The sequence below is a fragment of the Amycolatopsis sp. NPDC114505 genome, assembly GCF_055633615.1.
In genome coordinates, this window is the sequence record NZ_JBVKDV010000002.1 from 1,556,873 (window position 1) to 1,575,839 (window position 18,967).

Consider the following 18,967-nt stretch of genomic DNA (forward strand, 5'->3'; position numbering starts at 1 on the left):
GCTCGGAAACCCTTGTGCAATAGTGCTTTCCGCCGCGTCCGCCCGCCGGAAGGACTTCGCCGATGCCGACCACTCCCAGCAGACGCCAGGTCCTCGGTGGCCTCGGCGCCGCCGTCGTCACCTCCGCACTCGCCCCGGCCGCGAACGCCGCCGAAACGGACGCCGGAGCGCACCTCGGCCGGGAGATCGACCTGGGCACGGACTGGCGGTTCGCCCTCGCCAACCCCGACGGCGTCACCGACCCGGACGGCCGCTTCGCCGACGCCGCGAAGCCCGCCTTCGACGACTCGAAGTGGCAGGTCGTCGACGTCCCCCACGACTGGAGCATCGAGCTCCCGCCGACCGCGCGGGGTACCCAGAGCGGGTCCGGCTTCTTCCGCGGCGGCCTCGGCTGGTACCGCCGGACGTTCACCCTGCCGCCCTCGCTCGCCGGCAAACGCGTGTCGGTCGAGTTCGACGGTGTTTGTTCGGACGCGCATGTTCACGTGAACGGTGAGCTGCTCGGCAACCACCCGTACGCCTACACCGGCTTCGCCTTCGACCTCACCGGCCGCCTGCACACCGACGGCCGGACCCCGAACGTCCTCGCCGTGCGGGCGACGAACCCGCTGCCCAGCAGCCGCTGGTACTCAGGCAGCGGGATCTACCGCAAGGTCCGGCTGGTCGTCACCGAGCCGGTGCACGTCGCCCGGCACGGCACCTTCGTCACCACCCCCGACGTCGCCGCCGGCCGCGGCACCGCCAAGGTGGCCACGGACGTCGTGAACGACTCCGCCGCCGCGGTCACGGCCGAGGTGCGCACCACCGTCACCGACCCCGCGGGCCGGGTGGTGGCGAAGGGCGCGGTGACCGTGTCGGTTCCCGCCGGGAAGACCACCACGGCGGTCACCACGCAGACCGTCGCCGGCCCGCGGCTGTGGTCGGTCGAGAAGCCCGTGCTGTACCGGGTGCGCACGGACGTCGTGGCCGGGCGCGTGCTCGACACGACCACCACGGACTTCGGCTTCCGGTACACCGAGTTCCATCCGGAGCACGGGTTCTCGCTCAACGACGTGCCGATGAAGCTGCGCGGGGTCAACCTGCACGCGAGCCAGGGCGCGCTCGGTGCCGTGATCGACGCCGCCGCGCTGGAGCGCCAGCTGCGGCGGATGCTCGCGATGGGCGTCAACGCGCTGCGGACCGCGCACAACCCGCCCGCGCGCGAGCTGGTGGCGGCCTGCGACCGGCTCGGGATCCTGATGATGGTCGAGGCGTTCGACTGCTGGCGTACCGGAAAGCTCGAGTTCGACTACCACCGCGACTTCGACGCGTGGAGCGCGCGCGACATCGCGGAAATGGTGCACGCGGCCAAGAACTCGCCGTCGGTCGTGCTGTGGTCGATCGGCAACGAGGTGCCGGACGCGTCGATGGCGGGCGGCCCGGCCATCGCCGCGGAGCTCATCAAGGTGGTCCGCGGGATCGACAGCACCCGGCCCGTCATCATGGGCTCGGACCGCTACCGGAGCGTGCCCGCGCCGGGCTCGCCCCAGGACCTGATCCTGCGGCAGCTCGACGGCCTCGGCGTCAACTACAACACCGCCCAGTCGATCGACGGGCTGCACGCGGCTTACCCGGACAAGTTCTTCTTCGAGTCCGAGTCGTCGTCGGAGACCTCGACGCGCGGGGCGTACCAGGACCCGGACCTGCTCAACACGGGGGAGAACCACACACCCGGCAAGCGCGCGACGTCGTCGTACGACAACAACCTGGCCTCGTGGACGTTCAGCGGCGAGTACTCGCTGAAGAAGGACCGCGACCGGAAGTTCTGCCTGGGCCAGTTCCTCTGGGCCGGCCAGGACTACCTGGGCGAGCCGACGCCGTACGACGTCTTCCCGGTCAAGACGTCGTTCTTCGGCGCGGTCGACAGCGCGGGCCTGCCCAAGGACGCCTTCCACCTCTTCCGCAGCCAGTGGACCACCGCGCCGATGGTGCACCTGACCCCGATGGACTGGACGACCCACCGCCCCGGCGAGCCCGTCGCGGTGTGGGTCTACTCCACTGTGGACACCGTCGAGCTGGTCCTCAACGGACGGTCGCTCGGCGTCAAGAAGTTCGACCGCAAGACCACTGTGGACGGACGCTCGTACCTCGAGACGACCGAACCGGTCGGCGACGACAAGAACGACCCATCCGGCAGCTACACCAGTCCGAACGGCAGCACCGGCAAGCTGCACCTGACGTGGTCCGTGCCGTTCGAACCCGGCACGCTGACCGCGATCGCCCGGTCCGGCGGCCGGGAGGTGGCCCGCGACCGGCTTGTCACGGCCGGGCCGCCGCACGCGGTCACCCTCACCGCCGAGCCACGCGGCGACGGCGCGATGGCGTTCGTGACGGCGTCGGTCGTGGACGCCCGCGGCGTCGTCGTGCCCGGGGCCGAGCCGGTGCTGCGGTTCACCGTCCGCGGTCCGGGCCGGGTCGCCGGCGTCGACAACGGACGGCAGGAGCTCGCGCAGAGCTACCAGCAGCCGACGATCCCCGCGTTCCACGGCCGGGCCGTCGCCGTCATCGCCGCGACCGGCGGCCGCGGTCCGATCACCGTCACGGCGAGCGCACCGGGCCTGACGCCGGGGAAGACGACGATGCCGGGGACGAACCTCGGGCAGCGCAACGGTCCCGGCGCGCGAGCCGGGGAGCGGCCGGAGGTTCCGGTCGTCCTGGCCGCCGACGCGAGCTATTCGGGCGCCCCGGACACGCTGCCCGCCGCGATGCTGGACGGCGATCCGGCCACCGGTTGGTCGAACCACTACGTCAAGCAGGCGACGGCGGCGCTCAAAGCGGTGAGCCGGCCCCGGCCGGAGGACTGGGTGTCGCTGGTCTGGCCGCGGCCGCAGCGCTTCGGCACGCTCACGGCGAACTTCGTCGTGGACGCGACGCTGGTGCTGCCGGAGACCGCCGAAGTCGCGTACCGGATGGTTCGCGGCTTCGAACCGGTGCGCGGCTTGAAGATCGCGTGGGGGACCGGGCCGAACGACCCGACGACGTTCTCGTTCGAGCCGGTCACCACCACGGAGGTCCGGATCACGATGAAGACCCGGGGTTTCCTGCGGATCAGCGCGCTGGTCGCCCGCTGACCGTCACAAGCCGCAGGGAGCGAGGGCGTCGAGGCCCTGCGGCTTGTCGGCGGTGCGGCCGATCGCCGTGGCGATGCGGTTGATCGTCGCGACGCGCTTGTCCTCCAGCGGGCCGAGGATGGCGTTCTGGACGAAGTTCGCGCCACCCTCGCCGGCGCTGGTGACGAGCCGGTTGTTCGCCTCGGTGATCTGGGTGTTCAGCAGGTCGAGGTTGCGCTGGACCTCGGCCTGGGCCGACGCCGGGATCGCGGGGAGCTGCGAGGCGACGTCGGGGCAGGAGATCTGCCCGGCGGTGCCACCCGTGTTCCCGGTGTTGCCCGTGTTTCCCGTCCCTTGCGCCGGTGCGGTCGAGGCGGTGACCGTGCCCGCGCCGGTGTTCGCCTGCCCGCCCAGCGAGCACGCGGCGAGCCCGCCGAGGTTCTGCGGCTTCTCGCCCTGGCGGCCGATGGCGATGGCGATCCGGTCGATCGTCGACGTCCGCTTGTCCTTCAGCGGGCCGAGAATGGCGTTCTGGACGAAGTTCGGGCCGCCCTGACCGGCCGTGCTGACGAGGCGGTTGTTGGCTTCGGTGATCTGCGTGTTGAGCAGGTCGAGGTTGCGCTGGACCTCGGCCTGGGCCTGAGCGGGAATCGCGGGGAGCCGCGAGGCGACGTCGGGGCAGGTGATCTGCCCGCTCGAAGCGGCGCCGGCGGCGTTGGCGGCGCCGGGGTCGCCGACGGTCGTCGCGATGACCAGTGCCCCCGCCGCGATCCCGAGGCCGAGGGCCGCCGTCGCGATCTTCGTCCGCCGCGAGAGGCGGTGTCGTCCACCGGTAGCAGGCATGAATCACTCCAAGTTAGCGTGAACATAGAGGGTCCACACGGGCAGCGCGCGGTTGTTCCGAATGGTGCGGCCGAGCCGGTCGCGGATGTCATCGTGGCGGCTCCACCAGGGATTTGTCCAGAGTGAGAAGAGAAAAGGAGAGATGCTGAACCATTTCGAACCGGCGTCCGTATTCAGCGGTGAAACGCGTGGTCTGCATTTCCCCGCCCCAGCCGGGTCTTGACGCGGACCGCCACGGCCTCCTAGCGTCGCCATACCGACCGGTCGGTGTCCAAAGGAGGTCACTGGATGAGCTGGTACGACGCGAAGCCCTGGCTCGCGAGCTACGACGAACGGGCGCGGACCGCGGAACCGGCGAAGCCGACGACGCTGCCCGAGACGTTCCGCCGCGCCGTGGACCACGTGCCCGACCGGGCCGCGATCGCCTACTTCGACGGGCGGCTGAGCTACCGCGAGGTCGACGAACTCTCCGACGGCGTCGCGCGCTACCTGACGCGGAACGGCTTCGCCCGCGGCGACAGGCTCGCCCTGGTGCTGCAGAACATCCCGCAGTTCGTCGTCGCGCTGCTCGGCGCGTGGAAGGCCGGCGGGATCGTGGTGCCGGTCAACCCGATGTACCGCGAGCGCGAGCTGACCCACGTCTTCACCGACGCCGGCGTCAAGGCGGTCGTCTGCTCCCAGCGCGGCTGGAACGCCTACATCGGCAAAACCGCGGCCGACAACGGCGTCGCCATCAAGCTCACCACCAGCGAGCTGGAGTTCCAGACGCGGAACGACGAACGCGTGCTGGGCAAAGTCACCCGCGAAGAGACGCCGGGCGCCGTCGAACTCCTGGAAGCCGCCGCCACGCCGGGCCCGAAGCCGCCCGAACCCGCCTTCGCGCTCGACGACGTCGCGCTAATCAGCTACACCTCCGGCACGAGCGGCACACCCAAGGGCGCCACCAACACCCACGGCAACGTCGGCACCAACGCCGCGGCGCTCGGCTCGTTCAGCGGCCTGCCGGAGGGCTCGACGCTCTTCGGGCTCGCGCCGCTGTTCCACATCACCGGCATGGTCTGCGAAGTCGGCTCCGCGATCGACATCGGCGGCACGCTCGCCCTCGCCTACCGCTTCGACGCCGGCGTCGTGCTCGACGCGTTCCTCGAGCACCGGCCGTCGTACACGGTCGGGCCGTCCACGGCCTACATGGCGCTGATGGCCCACCCGTCCTTCAGCCGCGACCACTTCGCGTCGTTCGCGCTGCTCTACTCCGGCGGCGCCGCGCTGCCGCCCGCCGTCGTCGAGGCCTTCCGCGCGAAGACCGGCCACTACATCCACAACGGCTACGGCCTCACCGAGACGACGGCCGGCTGCGTCGTCGTCCCGGGCACCCTCGAGGCGCCGATCGACCCCGAGTCCGGCACGATCTCGATCGGCCTGCCGGTGCCGGACACGATCGTGCGGATCCTCGGCGAGAACGGCGAAGAACTGCCGTTCGGGCAGCCGGGCGAGATCGCCGTCGAGGGCCCGATGGTCGTCTCCGGCTACTGGAACCGCCCGGACGCGACGGCCGAGGCGCTGCCCGGCGGGCGGCTGCTCACCGGCGACATCGGGTTCATGGACGAGCGCGGCTGGGTCTACGTCGTCGACCGCAAGAAGGACATGATCAACGCGTCCGGCTTCAAGGTCTGGCCGCGCGAGGTCGAAGACGTCCTGTACACGCACCCGGCGGTCCGCGAAGCCGCCGTCGTCGGGATCGCCGACGAGTACCGCGGCGAGACGGTCAAGGCGTACGTGAGTCCCGCGCCCGGGGCGACCGCCGATCCGGCGGAGCTGGTGGCCTGGTGCAAGGAACGGCTCGCCGCCTACAAGTACCCGCGCACCATCGAAGTGGTCGACGAACTGCCGAAGACGACCAGCGGCAAGATCCTGCGCCGCGAACTGCGGGCGCGTGGCTGATGGTCGAAACCGTTCGCGGCGCGATCGCGCCGGAAGCGCTGGGCCGGGTGCTGATGCACGAGCACCTCTTCGTGCTGAGCCCGGAATTCGCCGTCAACTACCCGGAGCACGAAGGGTTCAAGGAGGACGAGCACGTCCCCGAGGCGATCCGGCGGCTCAAGGAGCTGAAGGAAGCCGGGATCGACACGATCGTCGACCCGACGGTGATCGGGCTGGGGCGCTACATCCCGCGCGTGCAGCGGGTCGCCGCCGAGGTCGAGGTCAACATCGTCGTCGCGACCGGGCTCTACACCTACAACGACGTGCCGCACTACCTGCACTTCCGCGGGCCGGGCACGATGCTGCAGGGCGAGGACCCGCTCGTCGGGATGTTCGTCGGGGACCTCCGCGAAGGCATCTCGGGCACCGGCGTCAAGGCGGGGCTGCTCAAGTGCGCCACCGACGAACCGGGCGTGACCCCCGGCGTCGAGCGCGTGCTGCGGGCGGTCGCGAAGGCGCACGTCGAGACGGGCGCGCCGATCATGACGCACACGCACGCCGGCACCCGGCGCGGGCTGGAGCAGCAGGCGATCTTCGAGGAGGAGGGCGTCGACCTGAGCCGGGTGCTGGTCGGGCACTCCGGCGACTCGACCGACCTGGGCTACCTGACCGAGCTGGCCGACCGCGGGTCGCTGCTCGGCATGGACCGGTTCGGGCTCGACCTGCTGCTGCCGTTCGAGGAGCGCGTGAACACCGTCGCGGCGCTGTGCGAACGCGGGTACGCGGGCAGCATGGTGCTCTCGCACGACGCGTCCTGCTACATCGACTGGCTGCCCGAAGACCAGCTGCCGGTGCTCACGCCCAACTGGCACTACCTGCACATCACGCGCGACGTGCTGCCCGCGCTGCGGGAGCGCGGGGTGTCCGAAACGGACATATCGACGATGCTTGTGGACAACCCGCGGCGGTTCCTGTCCTGGGCGGACTGAGCCGTTATCCTGTGCGTTCGACTTGGGAAGGGGGTCTTGCCGTGACCCGAGCAAGCACCCGCAAGCCGGGCGAAGCGGGTGGTGACGACCAGGCCGCCGTGCCGCGGCGGCTGCTGGAGCACGCCACGAAGCTGTTCGCGAAGAAGGGCTTCGACCGCACGTCGGTCCAGGAGATCGTCGAGGCCGCCGGCGTCACCAAGGGCGCGATGTACCACTACTTCGGCTCGAAGGACGACCTGCTCTACGAGATCTACGCCCGCGTCCTGCGCGAGCAGACCCGCCAGCTGGAGAGCGTCGCCTCCTCGAGCGCCCCGCTGCGCGAACGCCTCGGCGCCGCCGCGTCCGACGTCGTCGTGTCGAGCATCGACAACCTGGACGACAACACGATCTTCCTGCAGTCGATGCACCAGCTGTCGCCGGACAAGCAGAAGGCGGTGCGGGCGGAGCGCCGCAAGTACCACGAGCGCTTCCGCGGGCTGGTCGAGGAAGGCCAGGCCTCGGGCGAGTTCCGCACGGACAAGCCGGCCGACGTGGTCGTCGACTTCTTCTTCGGCTCGGTCCACCACCTGGGCTCGTGGTACCGCCGCGGCGGGACGCTGTCGGCGCGCCAGGTCGGTGACCACTACGCGGACCTGTTGCTGGACGCGCTGCGGCCGCCCGGGTGACGCTGCCCGTCCTCGACAAGCTGACCGGAGCCGAGCGAGAGCTGGTCGACGCCGCCCGTCGCGGTCTCGCGTACGAGACCGACGCCCCGGTGCGGGCCGTTGTGCTGCGCGAGCTGCTGCTCGGCCTCCGCGGTCCGGTGGACCCCCGCGGCGTGCGCGTCGGCGGCGCCCGGATCGCCGGGACGCTGAACCTCGACCACGTCGAGGCCGGCACCGGCCTCGCGCTGGCCGGCTGCGTGGTCGTGAACACCATCAGCGCGCGCCACGCCCGGCTCCCGTGGCTCGACCTGTCGGGCAGCCGGATCGCCGGGTTCGACGGCACCGGCGCCCGCATCGACCACGACGTCGACCTCACCGGAGTCCGCGCGACCGGCTCCGGCGACTTCGGCGTGATCTGCCTGCGCGACGCCCGCGTCGACGGCCTGACCATCCTCGCCGACGCGGAGATCCGCAGCGGCGACGGACCCGCGCTGTACCTCGACGACCTCGAGTGCCGGGCCCTCAAAGGCATGGGCCTGCGGGCGACCGGCAGCGGCGAGCTCGGCGCGGTCCGGCTGCTCGGTGCCCACGTGTCCGGCCCGGCCGACTTCGACGACGCGGTGCTCACCAACGAATCCGGGCCCGCGGTGCACGCCGACGGCGTGGTCGTCGACGGTGACCTGAGGCTGGCGGGGGCCACGGTGATCGGCGCCGGCGACGACGGTGCGCTCCGCCTGCTCGGTGCCCGGATCGGCGGTGAGGTCGAGCTGGGCGAGACCGTCCTCACCAACGACAGCGGGCCCGGTCTGGAGGCCGACCGCCTCCGGGCCGGTGACCTCCGCTGCACCGGCGTCACCGTGACCGCCGGTACCGGGGCCGCGATCGAGCTGACCGCCGCCCGGATCGGCGGCCAGGCCGACTTCGGCGGCGCCGTGCTCACCACCGGCCGGGGCCGGGGGCTGAGCGCCGACGGCATCCGGGTCGAGGACAGCTTCTCCGGTGAAGGCATGAAGGTGCGCGGCTCGGGCGAGTACGGAGCACTCTGCCTGCTCAACGCGCATGTGGGCGGGAACTTCTACCTCGAAGGCGCGGAGCTGGCCAACGACGCCGGGGCGGCGTTCAGCGGCGACCGGCTCCGGGTCGACGGCAACGTGAACCTCAACGAGGTGAGCGCGACCGGGTCCGGTGCGCCGGGGACGATCCGCCTGCTCAGTGCCCACATCGCGGGGGAGCTCTACCTCGAACGCGCCCGGATCGCCAACGACGCCAGTCCGGCGCTGCACGCCGACAGCCTGTCCGTGGGCGGCAACCTGGACCTGACGGGCGCGTCCGTCGCCGGAGCCGGGGAGGAAGGGGCACTCCGGCTGCACAACGCCGAGGTCGGCAGCCAGCTGCGGCTCCCCGGCGCGGAACTGGCCAACGCGACCGGCCCCGCCTTCAGCGCCGACGACCTGCGGGTCGGCAGCTACCTCGAGCTCCTCGAAGTGAAGGTGACCTGCTCGTCCGAGCTGGGCGCGCTGAGCCTGCGCTCGGCCCGGGTCCAGGGCTCGGCCACCCTCGCCGACGCCGAGGTCACCAACGACGCGGGTCCGGTGCTGGTCGCCGACCGCTGCGAGGTCCGGGACAGCCTGACGCTGGGCGGCCTGCGGGGGACCGGCGCCGGCGAGGACGCCACGATCCACCTGCTCGGGGCGCACATCGGCGGTCAGCTGACCTTCTCCGGCGCCACGCTGGCCCACCGCGACGAGGGGACGCTCGTCAGCCTCGAAGACGCCGTCGTCGACGGCCCGATCTTCTTCCCCGCCGAGCTCGTGGGCGCCACCGGTCAGGTCGTCCTCGACGGCTTCCGGTTCGGCTCGCTCGGTGAGGTCACCTGGCGGGAGTGGCTGACGCTGATCCGCGACCACACCGAGACCTACCGTCCCGGGCCCTACCAGCGCCTCGCCGCCGCGGAACGATCCGCGGGGCAGGACGGCAACGCCCGGCACGTGCTGATCGCCCAGCAACGGGACCTCCAGCGGTGGGCACCCGAAACCATCGGCGGGTGGCCGGCACGCCGGTTCCACTGGCTGTGGGGAGCCCTCGCCGGGTACGGCTACCGCGCGCGCCGGACGGCCGCGGCGTTGCTGCTCGCGGTCGTCGCCGCCGGGGGACTGGGGCTCTGGGCCGGGCACGTCGGCGACGGCGGTCATCGCGCGGCCGAGCGAACGGCCGACCTCACCGCCGCCGCGGGCACGCCCTGCACGACCGTGGAGCTCGTCGGCGTCGGCCTGGATCGCGGGCTGCCGCTGTCGCCGGGGGTGCGCGGGCGGTGCGACCTCAACACCGGGATCCCCGCCGGGCAGGTCTTCACAGTGGCGATCTGGCTGGTGCAGGCCGCGATCTGGGCGCTCGCGACGCTCGCCCTGGTCGGCTACACCGGGCTGGTCCGCAAGACCGCCTAGTACTGCCGGAGGTGGTCGAGCAGGAGGGCGCTCACCTCGTCGGGGGCCTCCATCGCCATCCACTGGCTCGCGCCCTCGACGATCTGGAAGCGGTACTCCGCGTCGATGTGGTGGACCGTCAGCTCCGCGGCGCTCTGGCCGAGGTACGGGTCCTCGCTGCCCCACAGGTAGAGCGTCGGCACGGTGATCCGGCCGGCCGGGACGTCGAATACGTCGTTCGTCGCGCCGCGGTACCAATTCAGCGTCGCGGTCAGCGCGCCCGGTTCGGAAAGGCGGGCGACGGCGCTCTCGACGAATTCGACCGGAATCCGGCGGTTGTAGACAGCGCGTAATTGCGCGGCTTCGTCGCGTAAGAGGAATTTCTCGGCTTTGCCGACGCCGCGGCGGAAGAAGCGGATGTAGCCGAGGTCGTGGAACTGCCCGTCGTCGGTGGCGGCCGCGCGCTGCAGCGCCGAGGGGTGCGGGGTCGAGAGCACCGTCAGCGACCGCAGCCGGTGCGGGTGCGCGGTGGCCAGCGCCCAGGCGACCATGCCGCCCCAGTCGCGCGCGACCAGGTGGAACCGGTCGGCGCCCTGGCTGTCGGCGAAGGCGAGGGCGTCGCCGACCAGGTGCTCGATCGAGTAGTGCTCGACGCCGTCGGGCCGTGCCTGGCGGGCGTAGCCGCGCTGGTCGACGGCGATGGCGCGGTAACCGGCCTCGCCGAGGGCGTGCAGCTGTTCGGTCCAGGCGTCGGCGAATTCGGGCCAGCCGTGCAGCAGCAGGACGAGCTCGCCCGATTCGGGCCCGGCCGCGAGCGCACTGTGCCGGTGACCGCCGACGACGACGGTCGATTCCTCCAGCGCGGCGGGCGTACCGGCATCCGTCGGCGCGACGGCGAATTCCATGGCGCCAGGCTAGATCGCGAGAGGTGGGGAGAACCATGGGAACCCGGGCACTTTTGCCACCCTTTTGCCCTACGAGTGGTCTGGCTCACAGAATATTCGCTCAGATGAGCGAAAATTCGGAAGAAAAATGAAGAGTATTCACGAACGGGGGCTCCCGGCTGGCCGAGAGCCCCCGTTCGCTCAGTCGCCCGTTTCCGCCTCGACCCGATACGCGACGGAGAACGTGTAGTACGCCGCCTCGGTCAGGCTGCCGTCCGCTTTGCGGCCCTGCACCGCCACCGAGTAGCTGCCGCCGTGCCGCGGGGTCCACTCGGCCGACGCCTTCCCGGCGGCGTCCGCGAGCGTGGTCTGCTCCGGCTCGTCGGTGCCCTGGTTGTCGTCGTGCACGTGGAAGACGTACGCGGTGACCCCCGCGACGCCCGGGGCGAACGCGAACGTCCCGGTGACGCCGGGGCCGCCGGCGTAGTCACCCGGGTAGTCGGCCGAGGACACGAGCGGCCGGTCGGTCACGGTGAACGAGTAGTACCCCCAGCCGGACGTCCGGCCGTCCGCCGCGCGGGCCCGCACGTAGACGGTGTGGTACCCGGAAAGGCCCGGCGTGTAGCTCACGCTCGCCGTGCCGTCCGGTCCCGCGGGCACGTCCGCGGTGGTGTAGCTGTCCACCGCGAACTCGAACGCGACGGTCCCCGCGAGCCGCGACCGCAGCTGGAACGAGCCCGGCAGCATCGGCCCGTAGGGCCAGCTGACGAAGTCCGCCGAGGTCACGACCGGGCTGTCGTAGACGGTGAAGGACGTCGAGCCCTCGGACGACAGGACGCCGGCGGTGTTGCGGGCCTGGACGGTGAGCCAGACGTTCCCGGCCTCGGCCGGTGTCCACGTGGCCTCCGCGGAGCCGTCCGGCCGGGCCGGCACGGTCAGCTTGTGCGCGGGGTCGGTGGACGACCAGTAGACGTACTCGGCGATGTTCTTCATCGGCGACCGGAACGTGAACGTGCCCGCCTGGCCGGGTGCGTCCGCGCCACCGATGCGCGTGACGTACGGCGCCGCGCCGTCGACCATGAAGCTCTGGTAGCGCCGCTCGGACCGCGTGCCGTCCGCCGCCGTGCTGCGCACCTGCACGGCGTCCGCCCGGGTGTCGAGCGGGGTCCAGGTGAACGACGCGGTGCCGTCCGCGGCCGCGGGGACGGTGACAGGGTCGCCGATCGGCCCGCTCTGGAAGTTGCTGAACGTGTAGGTGTACGACGTCGTGCCGGCCAGCCGGGGCGCGAGCCGGAACGTGCTCTCCGAGCCGACCTGCAGCCCGCCCTCGATGGTGACGTCGGGTGCCGTGTCGACCTGGAACTTGTACTCGCGGTAGCGCGAAACCGTTCCGTCGGCGCCGGTGTTGCGCACGTACAGCACGTTCTCCCCGCCGTGCGTCGGCGCCAGCGTCACGTGGGCGTTGCCGTCCGCGTCGGCCGCCACGGTCTGCTCCGGCGCGTTCTCCAGGTGGTAGGTGTAGCTCACGGTGTCCTTCAGCCCGGGGCTGAGGTCGAACACGCCGGGCACGCCGACGTTGCCGCCGCGGTTGGGGTACTCGGGTGGGTAGAGCGTCGACCACACGTACGGCCGGATGTCCTTGACGGTGAAGCTGCGGTACTGCTCCCAGGAGTAGTTGTTCCCCCGGTCCACACTGCGCACCCCGACCGAGAACGAGCCGGAGTCGGCAGGCGTGAACGTCACCGTCGCCGGTCCGCCGAGGGATTCGGCGGGCACCGAGGTCCACCCGGACTGGCCGGTGAAGGTGTACTCGTAGCGAGCCACGTCCGGGGAACCGTGGGCGGTGAAGGTGAACCGCCCCGGCACGCCGATGCCGCCGCGCGGCTCCCACGGGTTGCCGGTCAGGTAGACCTCGGAGGTCACGTCCGGGATCTCCGGTTTGACGCTGTCGGGGGTCAGGTAGCAGGTGGGCGACCAGTCCGAGGTGTCGACGCCGTCGGTGACGCGCAGCCGCCACGCGTAGGTGTGGTCCGGCGGCAGCCCGGGGTTGTCGAACTGGGCGTAGGCGTGTCCGTCGGTCACTCCCCAGTCCGCTTCGAGGCGGACCGCCGGGTCGTCGACGGACCACATCTCCCAGTGCGAGGTCAGCTCCTGGCCGGGATCGGGGTCGGTGACGTCGGCGTAGTGCCCGGTGATCTCGTAAGCCCGCGTGAACACACCCGGCGCGGTTGTCGCGCACGGCGCGTCCGGGGAGGCCGTACGCAGGTTCGCCGGGATGCCCGGCGGCGTGTTGTAGGTGACCTTCAGGCTGACGTCGTCGGCGAACCAGCGCCCGTAGCGCGGGTCCAGTTCGTGGGCGGGCGCGACGCGCAGTTCGAGCGTGAGCGTCTTTTCCCCGGCCTGCACGGCTTTCGCGACGGCGGTGGTGAGGTCGAGATCGGTCAGGTCGGCCGGGCAGCCGCCGGCGGGCGCCCCGGCCGTGGCCAGCCGGGTCAGCTCGGCGGGCGGCTTGGCCCACGACGACTTCCCGGTGACCGGGGCGGTCGACCACAACTCGACCGCGCGGCGCGCGCAGTCGGTGGCGCGCTTCTCCGGGATGGTCAGGGCGGCGGCCGTGACGTGCTTGCCGCGCAACGACGTCAGGTCGAGCGTGTAGTACGCGCGTGAGAGGTGCGGCCCCTTGGCGTCCACACTGGCGCCGACGGGGGCGTCACCGGAGGCGTTCACTTTGATGTGCAAGGGATCCGCGGCGTCGGTGTAGGCCCACGACGACCGCGTCAGCGTCTTCACGGGCAGCGGTGGCGGTTCGGCGGCCGAGGCGGTGGCCGGCAGCACGGCCGCCGTCCCGGTGAGCAGCAGGGCGGCGGTCAGCAGCGTGACCACGCGTCTTCTTCGTCCGGGCAGCGTCGAGCGCCGCACGTCGGTGCGCACCATCGGTGGATCCCCCTCGAAAACGCGGGGGCAACCGGTAGCCACCCCCAGGCGTGTTCACCTCAGCACCCGGACGACCGGGGCGTCAAGGGATCACCGGGACGGACCGGATCACGCGTGACACAACCGGAACACCGGGTGTCACGGCGGTGCCACGCGCGATCGGACGGGTCTCAGGCGGGCAGGTCCACCAGATCCGCGAGCCGGGCCCGGTGCTTACCCGGCGTCCCCAGCGCCAGCTCGTCCGCCTTGGCGCGCTTCAGGTACAGGTGCGCCGGGTGCTCCCACGTCATGCCGATGCCGCCGTGCAGCTGGATCGCCTCCTCCGTCGCGTGCACCGCGATCGGCGAGACCCGCGCCTGCGCGACCGCCACCGCGATCGGCACGTCGACGCCCGTGGCCAGCGCGTCGGCCGCGTTGCGGGCCGTCGCGCGGGAGAGCACCAGGTCCGTGTACAGGTTCGCCAGCCGGTGCTTCAGCGACTGGAACCCGCCCACCGGACGGCCGAACTGGTACCGGCCCTTCAGGTACGTCACCGTCTCGGTCAACGCCCATTCGGCGACGCCGGTCTGCTCCGACGCCAGGATCCCCGCGCCGAACAGCAGCGCCTCCTCCAGCGCCGACGCCGCGTCCGGACCGGACGCCACCAGCGTCGCCGGGGCGTTGTCCAGGACCACATCCGCCACCCGGCGCGTCAGGTCGAACGACACCAGTTCCGTCACCGAGGCGTCGGCGGCCGAGACCACGTACAGCGCCGGCCCGTCCGGACCCGCGGCCGGGACGACCAGCAGGTCCGCCACCGACGCGTCGGCCACCGTGCCGACGCGGCCGCTCAGCCGGCCGCCGGAAGCGGTCACCGAAGACGGGAAGCCCGCACCCGGCGCCGTCGACAGCGGCACGGCCAGCGCACCGATCGCCGAACCCGAAGCCAGCTGCCGGACGAAGTCACCGGCCGAAGCACGCACCAGCGCCGTCGTCGCGAGCACGACACTCCCGAGGAACGGCACCGGCGCGACGCTGCGGCCCAGCTCCTCGGCCACCACGGCCACCTCACGCGCCGACGCGCCGTGCCCGCCCAGCTCCTCGGGCACCGCCAGCCCGGCGACGCCGACCTCTTCGGCCAGCGTGCGCCACAGGGGAAGGTCGTAGCCCTCGGCCGTCTCGACGCGCGCGAGCAGCGCCTCGGGCGAGGCCTTCGCCTTCAACAGGTCCCGGACCGAAGCCCGCAGGTCTTCCTCGACGTCCGAATACAGCAGGTCAGTCATCGGGGGAGGTCCTTCCAGGCGACGTCCTTGTCGACGCGCGGCTCCGAGGGCAGCCCCAGCACGCGCTCGGCGATGATGTTGCGCAGGACCTCCGAGGTGCCGCCCTCGATGGAGTTCCCCTTCGCGCGCAGGTAGCGGTAGCCGGCTTCGCGGCCGGTGAAGTCGACGATCGCCGGGCGCCGGAACGTCCAGTCGTCGTAGGCGAGCCCTTCTTCGCCGAGCAGTTCGACCTCCAGGCCGGTGAGCGCCTGGTTCAGCTCCGAGAACGCGACCTTCATGGCCGAACCCTCCGGCCCGGGCGCGCCCGCGGTCAGCTGCTGGCGCAGCCGGGTGCCGGCCAGCCGCAGCGTCTCGGCCTCGACCCAGCGCTGGACCAGGCGGTCACGCAGCTCCGGCGTGCGCAGCTCGGGACGTTCGCGCCAGGTCTTGGCGACGATGCCGATCAGCCCGCCCTCGCGCGGCTGGACGTGCCCGCCGATCGCGACGCGCTCGTTCATCAGCGTCGTCTGCGCGACCTTCCAGCCTTCGCCGACGGCGCCGAGGCGCTGGGTGTCCGGGATCCGGACCTCGGTCAGGAAGACCTCGTTGAACTCGGCCTCGCCGGTGATCTGGCGCAGCGGCCGGACCTCGACGCCGGGGGCGGTCATGTCGCACAGGAAGTACGTCATGCCCTGGTGCTTCGGCACGTCCGGGTCGGTGCGGGTGACCAGGATCGCCCACTGCGACTCGTGCGCGCCCGACGTCCACACCTTCTGGCCGGTGACGATCCAGTCGTCGCCGTCGCGCACCGCGCGGGTGCCCAGCGCGGCCAGGTCGGAGCCGGCGCCCGGCTCGCTGAAGAGCTGGCACCACACCTCGTCGCCGGTCCACAGTGGACGCAGGAAGCGCTCGTGCTGCTCCGGCGTGCCGAAGGCGAGGATGGTCGGGGCGGCCATGCCGAGGCCGATGCCGATCCGGCGCGGGTTGTTGTCCGGCGCGCCGGCGTCGGCGAACACACCGTCCACAACGGACTGCAGGGCGCGCGGCGCGTTCTGCCCGCCGAGGCCGGCGGGGAAGTGGATCCAGGCGAGACCGGCGTCGAACCGGGCGCGCAGGAAGTCCATCCGGTCGGTCGTCCGGGGGGCGTGCGAGGCGAGGAACTCCGTCGCCTGGCGGGTCAGGTCTTCGGCGGTGACAGTCACTTCGCGCCCTCCGAGAGGTACTTCTTCAGCTCACGCCGGGCCAGCGACCGCTTGTGGACCTCGTCCGGCCCGTCGGCCAGGCGCAGCGTGCGGTTCCCGGCCCACATCGCGGCCAGCGGGAAGTCCTGGCTGACGCCGCCGGCGCCGTGCACCTGCACGGCCTTGTCGAGGATCCACTCGACGGCGGCCGGCGTGGAGATCTTGATCGCCTGGATCTCGGTGTGCGCGCCCTGGTTGCCGACGGTGTCCATCAGCCACGCGGTCTTGAGCACGAGCAGCCGTTGCTGCTCGATCTTCACGCGCGACTCGGCGATCCAGTCCTGCACGACGCCCTGCTGGGCGATCGGCTTGCCGAACGCCTCACGCGAGATCGCCCGCTTGCACATGAGCTCCAGCGCCCGCTCGGCCATGCCGATGGCGCGCATGCAGTGGTGGATGCGGCCCGGGCCGAGCCGGGCCTGGGCGATCGCGAAGCCGTCGCCTTCGCCGGCGATGAGGTTCTCGACCGGCACGCGGACGTCCTCGAAGAGCACCTCGGCGTGGCCGCCGTGGTCGCTGTCGTCGTAGCCGAAGACGTGCATGCCGCGCTTGACCGTCACGCCCGCCGCGTCACGCGGGACGAGGATCATGCTCTGCTGCTTGTGCGGCGGGCCGTCCGGGTCGGTCTTGCCCATCACGATGAAGATCTTGCACGCGGGGTTCATCGCGCCGGAGATGTACCACTTGCGGCCGGTGACGACGTATTCATCGCCGTCGCGCCGGATGGCGGTCTCGATGTTGCGGGCGTCGGAGGAGGCGACGTCCGGCTCGGTCATCGCGAACGCGGAGCGGATCTCGCCGTTCAGCAACGGTTCCAGCCACTGCTTCTGCTGCTGCTCGTTGCCGAACATCGAGAGCACTTCCATGTTCCCGGTGTCCGGGGCCGCGCAGTTCACCGCGGTCGGCGCCAGCCGGATGCTGCGGCCGGTGATCTCCGCGAGCGGCGCGTACTGCAGGTTCGTCAGGCCCGCGCCGTGGTCGCCGGGGAGGAAGAAGTTCCACAGGCCGCGCTTGCGGGCTTCGGCCTTGAGCTCGTCCATGACCGGCGGGATGGCCCACGGGTCGTCGCGTTCGGCCAGCTGCTGTTCGAACACGGGCTCGGCGGGGTAGATGTGCGAGTCCATGAACTCGAGGAGCCTCCCGCGCATCTCCTCGGTCTTCTCGTCGAACGCGAAGTCCATTTACTTCTCCTCTTTGAGAATTTCGTTGCCGTGCGTGATGAGCAGCGGGACGCCGGCCCCGACACCCTCGAAGCCCGCCCCGACCGTCTGGCCCTTCTGGTGGCGGTAGTAGATGCCCTCCAGGATCACGGCCAGCTTGAAGAACGCGAAGCTGACGTACCAGTTCAGCTGCGAGACGTCGCGCCCGGAGCGTTCGGCGTAGCGCCGCACGACCTCGTCGGTCGTCGGGTAGCCGGGCGCCGAGCTGGCGTTGGAGACGAACTGCAGCGACACCTTGTCGCGCTCGGCGTAGGCCACCAGCAGCGCGAGGTCGGTCAGCGGGTCGCCGAGCGTCGACATCTCCCAGTCGAGCACGGCGGAGATCCGGTCGTCCCGGTCGACCAGCACGTTGTCCAGGCGGTAGTCGCCGTGGATGATCGACGGCGTCCCGGACACCGGCACCGCCGCGGCGAGCCGGTCGTGCAGCTCCTCGATGCCCGGCAGGTCGCGGCTGCGGGAGGCGTCGAGCTGCTTCTTCCAGCGCCGCAGCTGCCGCTCGAGGAAGCCCTCGGGCCGGCCGAAGTCCCCGAGCCCGACCGCGGCCGGGTCGACGGCGTGCAGGTCGACGAGCGTGTCGACCAGCGCGTCGGCGATGGCGCGCGTGCGCGTTTCGCCGAGCTGCGCGAGCTCCTCCGCGGTCCGGTAGGGCGTGCCCTCGACGAAGCTCATGACGTAGAACTGCGCACCGACGACGTCGGCGTCCTCGCAGAGCAGGAGCGCGTCGGGCACCGGCACGGCGGTGTCGCGCAGGCCCGAGATCACCCGGAACTCGCGGGTCATGTCGTGCGCGGTCGGCAGCACGTGCCCGAGCGGCGGGCGGCGCACCACCCAGCGTGACCGGCCGTCACCCACCACGTAGGTGAGGTTCGAGCGGCCGCCTTCCACGACGTCCGCGGTCAGCTCCCCGGCGACCAGGCCGGGCCGGTGCGCGTCCAGGTGCGCGCGCAGGCGGTCCAGGTCGAGTCCTGGCGGGTTCATCCGGCCTCCTCAAGCTCAGTCAGGGGAGCATACCGACTAGTCGGTATGACGTACAGAGACGTGGCGAGCGGCACTTCTCGCCGAAGTGCCGCCCACCACGCGGCGTCACGCCAGGAACCGCGTCACCCATTCGGCGACGCAAGCGGGCTTCGCCTCGCCGTCGATCTCGACCGTCCACTTCGACACCGCCTGCTTGCCGCCGGGGATGTCGGTGATCTCGATCAGCTCCGCGCCCGCGCGCAGCTTCGAGCCGACCTTCACCGGCTGCGGGAAGCGGACCTTGTTGAGGCCGTAGTTGATGCCCATCTTGATGCCGTTGACCTTGTAGATCTTCGGCCCGAACGCCGAGAGCAGCGACAGCGTCAGGAAGCCGTGGGCGATGGTGCCGCCGAACGGGCCGGCGGCGGCCATCGCCTCGTCGACGTGGATCCACTGGTGGTCGTCGGTGGCGTCGGCGAACTTGTTCACCCGGTCCTGGGTGATCGTGTGCCACTCGCTGTAGCCGAGGTGTTCGCCGACCGCGGCGGCGAACTCGTCCAGGGAAGCGAACTCGCGCATCTG

At 71.5% G+C, this 18,967-nt stretch carries 13 protein-coding genes; 5 read left to right on the top strand and 8 right to left on the bottom strand.

Annotated elements, in window-relative coordinates:
- Positions 1–62 precede the first annotated feature (62 nt).
- The gene (locus tag ACZ7OU_RS25255; protein WP_470256970.1) at positions 63–3,110 is read left to right on the top strand and encodes a glycoside hydrolase family 2 TIM barrel-domain containing protein; all 3,048 of its coding nucleotides are present in this window, start codon (positions 63–65) and stop codon (positions 3,108–3,110) included.
- Positions 3,111–3,113: 3 nt separating this feature from the next.
- Here ACZ7OU_RS25255 and ACZ7OU_RS25260 read toward each other — a convergent pair whose 3' ends face one another.
- Positions 3,114–3,932 (bottom strand): hypothetical protein, encoded by an 819-nt coding sequence (locus ACZ7OU_RS25260; protein ID WP_470256971.1) that lies wholly within the window; start codon positions 3,930–3,932, stop codon positions 3,114–3,116.
- A 288-nt stretch (positions 3,933–4,220) separates the two neighbouring features.
- Between ACZ7OU_RS25260 and ACZ7OU_RS25265 the strand changes: the two genes are divergently transcribed.
- The 4 genes from ACZ7OU_RS25265 to ACZ7OU_RS25280 are packed head-to-tail and all read left to right on the top strand — an operon-like array spanning position 4,221 to position 9,929.
- Positions 4,221–5,873: an AMP-binding protein gene (locus ACZ7OU_RS25265; RefSeq protein WP_470256972.1), complete on the top strand. Its 1,653-nt coding sequence runs from the start codon at positions 4,221–4,223 to the stop codon at positions 5,871–5,873.
- On the top strand, positions 5,873–6,841 hold the full coding sequence (locus ACZ7OU_RS25270; protein ID WP_470256973.1) for a phosphotriesterase family protein: 969 nt from the start codon (positions 5,873–5,875) through the stop codon (positions 6,839–6,841). The genes ACZ7OU_RS25265 and ACZ7OU_RS25270 overlap by 1 nt, the downstream gene beginning before the upstream one ends.
- Before the next feature lie 41 nt (positions 6,842–6,882).
- Positions 6,883–7,506, top strand: a complete 624-nt coding sequence (locus ACZ7OU_RS25275) for a TetR/AcrR family transcriptional regulator (protein WP_470237618.1) — start codon at positions 6,883–6,885, stop codon at positions 7,504–7,506.
- Positions 7,503–9,929 carry a hypothetical protein gene (locus tag ACZ7OU_RS25280; protein WP_470256974.1) on the top strand — a complete coding sequence of 809 codons (2,427 nt, stop codon included), beginning with the start codon at positions 7,503–7,505 and terminating at the stop codon, positions 9,927–9,929. Before ACZ7OU_RS25275 ends, ACZ7OU_RS25280 begins: the two co-directional genes overlap by 4 nt.
- Here the strand turns inward: ACZ7OU_RS25280 and ACZ7OU_RS25285 are convergent.
- The 7 genes from ACZ7OU_RS25285 to ACZ7OU_RS25315 form a co-directional block, all read right to left on the bottom strand.
- Positions 9,926–10,813, bottom strand: coding sequence for an alpha/beta fold hydrolase (locus tag ACZ7OU_RS25285; RefSeq protein ID WP_470256975.1), 888 nt, complete (start codon positions 10,811–10,813; stop codon positions 9,926–9,928). The genes ACZ7OU_RS25280 and ACZ7OU_RS25285 overlap by 4 nt on opposite strands.
- 180 nt (positions 10,814–10,993) lie before the next feature.
- On the bottom strand, positions 10,994–13,726 hold the full coding sequence (locus ACZ7OU_RS25290; RefSeq protein WP_470256976.1) for a hypothetical protein: 2,733 nt from the start codon (positions 13,724–13,726) through the stop codon (positions 10,994–10,996).
- A 170-nt stretch (positions 13,727–13,896) separates the two neighbouring features.
- Positions 13,897–14,988, bottom strand: coding sequence for an acyl-CoA dehydrogenase family protein (locus tag ACZ7OU_RS25295; RefSeq protein ID WP_470256977.1), 1,092 nt, complete (start codon positions 14,986–14,988; stop codon positions 13,897–13,899).
- A complete protein-coding gene (locus ACZ7OU_RS25300) occupies positions 14,985–16,169 on the bottom strand; it encodes an acyl-CoA dehydrogenase family protein (protein ID WP_470256978.1) in 1,185 nt (394 codons plus the stop codon). The genes ACZ7OU_RS25295 and ACZ7OU_RS25300 overlap by 4 nt, the downstream gene beginning before the upstream one ends.
- The gene (locus ACZ7OU_RS25305; protein WP_470256979.1) at positions 16,166–17,389 is read right to left on the bottom strand and encodes an acyl-CoA dehydrogenase family protein; all 1,224 of its coding nucleotides are present in this window, start codon (positions 17,387–17,389) and stop codon (positions 16,166–16,168) included. The genes ACZ7OU_RS25300 and ACZ7OU_RS25305 overlap by 4 nt, the downstream gene beginning before the upstream one ends.
- Positions 17,390–18,406, bottom strand: coding sequence for a phosphotransferase family protein (locus ACZ7OU_RS25310; RefSeq protein WP_470256980.1), 1,017 nt, complete (start codon positions 18,404–18,406; stop codon positions 17,390–17,392).
- A 105-nt stretch (positions 18,407–18,511) separates the two neighbouring features.
- Positions 18,512–18,964: a MaoC family dehydratase gene (locus ACZ7OU_RS25315; protein WP_284740217.1), complete on the bottom strand. Its 453-nt coding sequence runs from the start codon at positions 18,962–18,964 to the stop codon at positions 18,512–18,514.
- Positions 18,965–18,967: the final 3 nt, after the last annotated feature.